At 38.4% G+C, this 8,263-nt stretch carries 11 protein-coding genes; 8 read left to right on the forward strand and 3 right to left on the reverse strand.

What is annotated here, in order from left to right; translation table 11 throughout:
* Window positions 1-193 (reverse strand): hypothetical protein (locus KQI87_RS06005; RefSeq protein ID WP_216459336.1); only part of this gene is annotated, 193 nt, incomplete at its 3' end.
* A 185-nt stretch (window positions 194-378) separates the two neighbouring features.
* Here KQI87_RS06005 and KQI87_RS06010 point away from each other — a divergent pair.
* From KQI87_RS06010 to KQI87_RS06040, 8 genes are all read left to right on the forward strand, one after another.
* Window positions 379-1,635 carry an RNA-guided endonuclease InsQ/TnpB family protein gene (locus KQI87_RS06010; protein WP_253292393.1) on the forward strand — a complete coding sequence of 419 codons (1,257 nt, stop codon included), beginning with the start codon at window positions 379-381 and terminating at the stop codon, window positions 1,633-1,635.
* A 304-nt stretch (window positions 1,636-1,939) separates the two neighbouring features.
* Window positions 1,940-2,212, forward strand: coding sequence for a nucleotidyltransferase family protein (locus tag KQI87_RS06015; protein ID WP_253292396.1), 273 nt, complete (start codon window positions 1,940-1,942; stop codon window positions 2,210-2,212).
* Window positions 2,193-2,600: an HI0074 family nucleotidyltransferase substrate-binding subunit gene (locus KQI87_RS06020; protein ID WP_216459338.1), complete on the forward strand. Its 408-nt coding sequence runs from the start codon at window positions 2,193-2,195 to the stop codon at window positions 2,598-2,600. The genes KQI87_RS06015 and KQI87_RS06020 overlap by 20 nt, the downstream gene beginning before the upstream one ends.
* 254 nt (window positions 2,601-2,854) lie before the next feature.
* Window positions 2,855-3,520, forward strand: a complete 666-nt coding sequence (locus tag KQI87_RS16540) for a hypothetical protein (protein WP_253292394.1) — start codon at window positions 2,855-2,857, stop codon at window positions 3,518-3,520.
* A gap of 54 nt (window positions 3,521-3,574) precedes the next feature.
* Entirely contained in the window at window positions 3,575-5,002 is a 1,428-nt protein-coding gene (locus KQI87_RS06025) for a glycoside hydrolase family 36 protein (RefSeq protein ID WP_253292395.1), read from the forward strand.
* Window positions 5,003-5,050: 48 nt separating this feature from the next.
* Window positions 5,051-6,142 (forward strand): GntR family transcriptional regulator, encoded by a 1,092-nt coding sequence (locus KQI87_RS06030; RefSeq protein WP_216459339.1) that lies wholly within the window; start codon window positions 5,051-5,053, stop codon window positions 6,140-6,142.
* A gap of 113 nt (window positions 6,143-6,255) precedes the next feature.
* Window positions 6,256-6,537 (forward strand): type II toxin-antitoxin system RelB/DinJ family antitoxin, encoded by a 282-nt coding sequence (locus KQI87_RS06035; RefSeq protein WP_216459340.1) that lies wholly within the window; start codon window positions 6,256-6,258, stop codon window positions 6,535-6,537.
* Complete coding sequence (locus KQI87_RS06040) at window positions 6,534-6,818, forward strand: type II toxin-antitoxin system YafQ family toxin (protein ID WP_216459341.1); 285 nt, start codon at window positions 6,534-6,536, stop codon at window positions 6,816-6,818. Before KQI87_RS06035 ends, KQI87_RS06040 begins: the two co-directional genes overlap by 4 nt.
* Window positions 6,819-7,171: 353 nt before the next feature.
* Here the strand turns inward: KQI87_RS06040 and KQI87_RS06045 are convergent, their stop codons facing one another.
* Both KQI87_RS06045 and KQI87_RS06050 read right to left on the reverse strand, forming a co-directional pair.
* Window positions 7,172-7,441, reverse strand: a complete 270-nt coding sequence (locus KQI87_RS06045) for a hypothetical protein (protein ID WP_216459342.1) — start codon at window positions 7,439-7,441, stop codon at window positions 7,172-7,174.
* A gap of 211 nt (window positions 7,442-7,652) precedes the next feature.
* Window positions 7,653-7,937: a hypothetical protein gene (locus KQI87_RS06050; RefSeq protein WP_216459343.1), complete on the reverse strand. Its 285-nt coding sequence runs from the start codon at window positions 7,935-7,937 to the stop codon at window positions 7,653-7,655.
* Between the last annotated feature and the right edge of the window lie 326 nt (window positions 7,938-8,263).

Consider the following 8,263-nt stretch of genomic DNA (forward strand, 5'->3'; position numbering starts at 1 on the left):
GGCAGGGGATCATCTGCAGTAGTATTTTATAAAAAGAAGAAGGAAAAATCCATGCAGAAGTAATTTCTACAGGTATAGAATTTACTCTTGCAAGGTAGAATTTAAAAATACATTTAACCTTAACCGCTTTTAAAGCTATATCCGGCATTATAAAAAGAAAATATGTTCGATATTTTGTTGCTGAATCTTTCATATTATGCTATGATATATGTATGAAAAATAATCATACATATTGCTGTGCTTGCGTGTAATATTAATTATCCCACGGTATGGACAGTAAAAAATACCAACAGAAGATATTAAATGCAGGGAGAAAATCGTATTCGCAGGTACATCGAACATCAGAGTAAAGCTTACTGATACTATGGAGGAGAGGAAATGCTGCTGTCAAAGAAAACATCCATAAAGGTCAGCCGGGAATATGCGAATCTCATCGGGCATATGTGCTATGCAGCATCCAAGCTTTGGAATGTCTGTAATTACGAGCGTCAGCATTACAAAGAAACAGGGATGGAGCAGTATCCGGACTGGTATTATCAGAAAAAAGCCCATAAAGAGGATCTGTGGTATAAACAGCTCCCGTCCCAGACTGCCCAGGAAGTCTGTAAGCTGCTGGACAAGGCATGGAAGTCTTTTTATGCTCTGAAAAGATCAGGGGGGATCGAGACTCCCAGACCGCCGCGGTTTAAGCAGGAAAGTATCCCCATTACCTATATGCAGATGGGGATCGTGCATGATCGGGATACGGACAGAGTCCGCCTGTCCCTTCCAAAGGCATTAAAAAAATATATGGAAGAAACATATCAGATCCATGAAAACTTTCTTTACCTTGAAAATAAGATTTTCAGGGGCATGGATCAGATCAAACAGCTGCGGATCTACCCGCCGGAGAAGGAAAGCTGTAAAATTATCGTTGTTTATGAAGTTCCTGACCAGGAAGAACTTCCACAGAACGGACATGAACTGGCTATTGATCTGGGGCTTCACAATCTTATGACGTGTTATGATTCCGAAAATGGGAAGACGTTTATTCTGGGCAGGAAGTACCTTGAACTGGAAAGATATTTCCATAAAGAAATCGCAAGGGTGCAGGCCCAGTGGTATGGACAGCAGTCCGGAAAGGGAGTCAAGCATCCGGTCACATCAAAACATATCAGGAAGTTATATAAGAGAAAACATGACTCAGTAACGGATTATCTGCACAAAGTCACAAGATATCTTGCAGAATACTGCCGGCAACAGGGGATCACCTGTGTCGTTACAGGGGATATCCGGAACATCCGGAGAGAAAAAGACCTGGGACACAGGACAAACCAGAAGTTCCACAGCCTGCCGTATAACAGGATCTACATCATGCTGGAATATAAGCTGAAAAGATATGGGATCCGTTTTGTAAAACAGGAAGAAAGTTATACCAGCCAGTGCAGTCCGCTGTCACCGGAAGTAGGGAAAAGATATGCAGAACCGTCCAACCGGAAAGAGAGAGGGTTGTACAGAGATGGAAACAGAGTCTATAATGCAGATGCGGTAGGCGCATATAATATCCTGAGAAAATATCACTCCGTATCCGGAGTAAAAAAAGAACTGTCCGTAACCGGACTGAAAACACCGGAAATAATAAAAGTAGCTGTATAGCTCTAAAGAGCAAACAGTAGTGGTGCCATGGATGCACCCTGAAAAAAGGCGGTATCCCGCTTTAATTCAGATGCTCTGGTAACTTAGTTGCCGAGTAATTCACTAAGGGGAATTTCGCTGTCGAAATCTTTATACTGACAATAGCGTCTAAACAATGTTATAATTCCTATAAACAGAAAATAACAGGAATTAGTTGAAAAAAAATGATTTTTGTTTATGGATTATATTGTTATAAATTATAAAGGACTGAAAGAGAGTATTATCGAATTACCTGCAGTAAAAAGGAGTGAGACCATTGAATGTAATGCCAATTTCAGATTTAATTGATCAGGTATCTCAAATATGTAAAAGAAACGGTGTACAGCGTTTAGATCTGTTCGGATCTTTTGCAACAGGGACAGCGACACCGACCAGTGATATTGATTTTGTTGTATATGGATGTAAGGATATCCTGCATCTGGAAGATGAACTGGCAGATATTGATACACTTCGAAAAATTGATATTTTTGAATATGAAAGTATAAAAAATAAATTCTTGAAGGAGGATATTGAGAAATATGGAAAGCAAATATATTAATCGTTATAATACTTTTTGTAGCAGCCTGAAAAATCTTGAAAAGAGCAGACATGCTGATCCGAAGGCAGATTTTGTACTGGAAGGTACTGTGTTGAATTTTAACCTGACTTTTGATATTTCCTGGAAAGTAATGAAGGATATCCTTATTAAACAGCTTGGCATTTTGGATTTTGCAATTGGATCACCAAGGGAAACTTTACATCAGTCTTTTACTAATAAAATAATTGACGATGACAGATGGCTCCAGATGTTGCGTGCAAGAAATCAACTTGCACATGATTATGACGGCACTTTTGCAGCTGAAAAATTTCAGGATATTATTAATGTCTATTATCCTTTATTTGAGAAATTGAGGGATAATGTAAAAAAATATTATATTACAGAGTAGACTATTTACAGAAAAGAGGAGCGCTTTATTTTGAACGCCCTATGGCTAAAAATTTCACCATATCGAACAAATAAAAGTACAAATATTTTTTCTTTTTCTTCGAATCAATACAAGTTATTAGACAAATTCCATTGAAAATCTCCCTATATATTCTAATATATAAGTATAATCACTAAAACATATTTCTTCAGACAATCGGCCAATTGTCAAGTTGTATTGTAGTTGTACTTAACAGAATGTAAAGGAGGACAACAATGACTCGACTTATTAAGATTAATGAAAATGGAATTTATATGGTATTTGCTCTGATCGACGATGAAAAGATCCGTCTGATCCATCTTGGAACGGCTCCGTTTAATGAAAAAGCAATGCCGGAAAATGCATGGGAAAATGGATATCTGGTGCAATATCAGGAAACAGGATATGGCAGCGCAGATCACCGCGGAAGAAAGCATACAGGAAGTGTTCCCGGATGTTGGGCTGTCTATCGTGAGATGCGTGATTACAAAAATGAAAAAGGTCGAAAACTTGAAATTGTGCAGGATTATCAGGGTCTGCAGCTGATCAGTCATTATCAGTTTTATGATAATGTTCAGACAATACGTTCCTGGACAGAAGTGACGAATCAAAGTGAGCAAACACGGGAGATTGAATATGTTTCTTCTTTCGCATACCAGTATGCATCTGTCGGCGGAAATAAACCGTGGAACCGGAAAATGCGTCTGCATACAGCGCATAATTCATGGTATGATGAGTGCCGCTGGGAATCCCGCACGCTGCCTGAAATGGGATTAAATCCGATCAACCTTGCGCAGTCTACAAAACGTATTTATGAGCAGAATCTTGGTTCCTGGTCTACCCAGGAATTTCTTCCTATGGGATGCCTTGAGAATGAAGAAACCGGTGCAACATTTCTTTGACAGATTGAGAACAATGGCTCCTGGTACTGGGAAGTTGCAGAGAGCAGTGAATTAATGTTCCCTACAGTAAAGGACCATAACCTGATGATCACAAATGACGGAAATGAAATATCCGGCGAAATATATTTCGTGTTATCCGGCCCTACTGAATGGGAAAGCCAGTGGCATAAAAGCCTGAAGCCGGGTAAATCTTTTATCACAGTGCCGGCGGCCGTCTCTGTTGTTAATGAAGGATTTGAAAAAGCAGTTGTAGAGATGACGAAATACCGCCGTAAGATCCGCCGCCCTAATAAAGATAATGAAAAACTTGCAGTTATTTTTAACGATTACATGAACTGTCTGTTTGGGGATTCTACAACAGAAAAACTGCTTCCTCTTATTGACGCAGCGGCAGATGCAGGATGCGAATATTTCTGCATTGACTGTGGATGGTACACGGACACTAACTGGTGGGCTGGCGTAGGTGAATGGAAACCTTCTGCGCAGAGATATCCGGGAGGCATTGAGAAACCAATTAAATATATCCGCGAAAAAGGTATAATTCCTGGTCTTTGGCTGGAAATTGAAACAGTTGGTTTTGACTGCCCAAATATCGACAAGATTCCGAAGAGCTGGTTTTTCAGAAGACATGGAAAGATTGTATCCGACCAGTGCAGATATCAGTTGGATTTCAGAAATCCGGAAGTGCAGGACTATGCAACTTCTGTAATTGACAGAATGGTAAATGAATATGGTGTCGGCTATATCAAAATGGACTATAATATCAACAGCGGAATCGGTACGGAGGTAGATTCCGACAGCCTTGGAGATGGGCTCCTGGAACATAACCGTGCATATCTTGCATGGCTGGATTCCATTTTTGTCAAATATCCGGATCTGATCATTGAAAACTGTGGTTCTGGCGGTATGAGAATGGATTATGCGATGCTTAGCCGCCACAGTATCCAGTCATCCAGCGACCAGACAGATTACATAAAAAATGCAGCGATTGCAGCATCCTGTGCGACAGCGCTTACTCCGGAACAGTGCGCAATCTGGTCCTATCCTTTATCCGGCGCTGACCCGGAAGAAACGATCATGAATATGGTTAATGCAATGATGCTTCGAATTCACCAGAGCGGACATCTGGCGACCCTTCCGGCTAATCAGTTTAATCTGGTGAAAAATGGAATTGAAGTTTATAAAATGATTCGAAATGACATCAAGGAAGGACTTCCATTCTGGCTGACAGGAATCCCGAAATTCGAAGACCCATGGTTTACTTTTGGATTGGAATGTGACAATTGTGCGTATATTGCAGTTTGGAGAATTTCCGGTGAAAAAATCCTCAATGTGCCATTAAAAGAAGAATTGCAGAAATATCAGCACGTAGAGCCAGTCTATCCACAAAATACTCTGGACTGTGCTTATATAAATGAAAATCATACGATTTCTTTCTTACTGGAAGAAGCAAAAACAGCAAGAATATTTAAGTTATATTAAAAGGAATACAGCCCGCACTATTTTGGTGCGGGCTATTGGTGATGTAGAATGACAAACTTCAAATATCAGATTGTAGCAGAAAAAATAAAATTTCAGATCGATAATGGTGAATACCAGTATGGAGACAAATTTCCCAGCGAAAATTTTCTCTGTAACAAATATCGCCTCAGCCGCCAGAGCATCCGCAGGGCGTATGAGTTGCTCGAAAAACAAGAATATACTTACAGCGTCCGTGGAAGCGGAAATTTTGTGAAAAAGCAGATCACATCACATAAAGCAAAGAATGTAGGTGTTATCCTGTCTTATACGCATAGCCATGTTTTTTCCAGTATTACTATGGGTTGCGAGCAGATTCTGATGGAGCGTGGGTACGGAATGCAGCTTTCTATTACTCAGAATTCATTTGAACTGGAAGGAAAATGTCTGGAATTAATGCCGCCGGAAAAGATCTCAGGTCTGATTGTTGAAGGAACAAAATCTGCATTGCCAAATCCCTATATCCGCCATTACCAGAACCTTATCCGCCAGGGAATTCCTGTTGTATTTATCCATAATTATTACAATGGACTGCAGACGCCATGCGTATTAATGGACGATATCCAGGCCAGTAAAAAGCTTACGCAAATGCTTCTGGACGCGGGACATACAAAGATTGCAGGGATATTTAAAGAAGACGATCTGCAGGGAATCCGAAGATTCCAGGGATATGCAGAAACACTCTTCGAAGCAGGACTGCAGGTTGATGACCGTCATATCTGGTGGTTTCATTCCAACCATGAAATGTGGATCCAGAATAAATATAGTCTTGAGTATTCTCTTGATGATCTAATGGAATGTACAGCTCTCGTCTGCTACAACGATATGCTGGCAGAAGAAATCTATCACGATCTCAGCCAAAAAGGAATCCGCGTTCCGCAGGATTTGTCAATTGTGGGATTTGATAATCAGAATATCAAACTGGATGGCGATTGCTACCTCACCTCAGTCCAACATCCCCGCCGAAAACTTGGAGAGACGGCTGCAAATTTGGTGTGTGATATGATCGAACAGAGATGTAATGTTGTGCCTGCAGAACCGATTATTATGCCATCGACGATTGTGGTCAGGAATTCAATTATGAATAAAAGATTTAGATTATGATATGTGATTTTTTCAATGTTCAGATTTAAGCAAGATAAAATAATATTATTTTTGTGCATTGCATTGTATTTTTCGTGCAATAAATATATAATGTTAATGAAAGGAGTGATATTATGGCTAAATCAACAACAAGTAATATTAGTATCCGTATGGACAGCGATCTCAAAGCTGCTGCTGAAGCACTTTATGAAGAACTTGGCATGAATTTAAGTACAGCATTTAATATTTTTGTCAGACAGTCTCTTCGTGAAAGAGGTATCCCTTTTAGAATCACTGAGGGAACACCCAATAAAGAAACCGTCTCAGCAATGCTCGAGGCAGAAAGGATTGCAAAAGATCCTACTGTTAAAGGATACCATGATGTCGATGAATTTTTTGCAGATCTTGATGCATGACAAAATATGAAATTAAAAACACCACTCAATTTAAAAAAGATTACAAATTAGCCAAACGCCGTGGACTGAATCTCAATCTTCTAAAAGATATTGTTACCAAACTTGCCAATGGTGAAACACTTGACCCCAAACACAAGGATCATTCCTTATCAGGAAACTGGACAGGACACAGAGAATGCCACATTCAGCCGGATTGGCTTTTAATTTATCGTTATGAAGAAGAGGTTCTTGTCCTTACGCTTTCTCGTACGGGTACACATAGTGATCTTTTTAACCTTTGATTCTGTTTGAAGTCTGACCATATTTCTTGAGAGAAATAGACGATATAAGAATAAACCTCATGGTTTGAATAGCTCTGAGAAAATATAGATGTTATTTTACAAAAACTTCAGGTTTATTTATGTAGAAATTATTTGCTTTCCGAATTCTTTCGGCGGCTAGACTTCGAGCAGTTCTCAATGTGTTGAAATGAAACAGACAATCCGGCAGGAAAACTGCCGGATTATACAAAAATGATAATGACATAAAACTTGATAAATTTGATTAGTGACAGACTGAAAAAATACTTTTTGATAAAAAGTGTTATATCTGAACTTTTACCAAAAACAAACTGTTTTATACTACTACTTTATATTCACCAATCTTCATCTTCTGAATCGAAATCTCTTCCATTAGGAAAGAGAGCATCATATCCAATCTCGTTTTCTTCCTGCATTTCATCGAATATTTCTTTTATTTCCTCATACGATGAATCTTCATCAACATCTAATTCGTCTTCATCACGAAAATTACGAAGTTGAGACAGCATATTTTCCTTTTCTGTATCAATATCTATATCGTCAAATAGATTATTTGAATAATTTTCATGTTCATCATCGGAATTAAAATTTTTATATTTTTCCATTCTTTTAAATTCCTTTCTTCTTAGATTCATAATTGTATTTAACCAAATCGAGCAAGTCTCCTACTTCAATTGCGAAAAGCAATAAGCAGTGGGGAACTTGCTTGTATCAGAAGGAGTACAAGCTCTTTCTGATACACTGCGGAACAGATCAGTTATTTGGTTATGACTGTAAATAGCGAAGCGGATTGCGAATATCCGCTTAACTAACTTTTCAAGGTTTCCTCTTATATTTTGATTCAACAAAATCAGGAATTCCCAATTTTTTCACATCTTCCATTTCTACAACATCACTTTTGGCTTGTGATAATTCTTCTTCTAATTCATGAATTTTCAATTGTAATTTTGTCTCTTTCACAGCTTGTGCTATTGTAGACTGTGAAACCCCAAAAAGATGCCCAATTTCTTTTTGTGTGATATTTTTGTTACTGTTTAAATCGGCATCTGTACTGAGAACGTATGCCATCAAACGGTGTTTTGGACCAAGTTTCTGTTTCATGAAAATCCCCCATTCTTAATAATTATCAGATGTTTATTTGATAATTATTATATCATCTACATATTGCATATGTCAAGAGATAAAAAGAAAAGTAATCAGCATCAAAGAGATTTTTTTCTAAGTTTTATCTTGCTCTTGTAGCATATTTTTATTATTTTGGAACTTTTATCTAAAAAGAAAGGCTCCAATCTTCTCGATTGGAGCCTTCTTTTTAGGAATCTGTATTATTTACCCAAATGGATTATTTAACGGTAGCCTTTTTCAGGTTAGACCATTTGCTGAATACTTTCTTTCCATCTTCGGATGTTCTGTTGAATGCATGCATT

It is taken from the genome of Blautia sp. MSJ-9, from assembly GCF_018919065.1.
GTDB lineage: Bacteria > Bacillota > Clostridia > Lachnospirales > Lachnospiraceae > Blautia_A.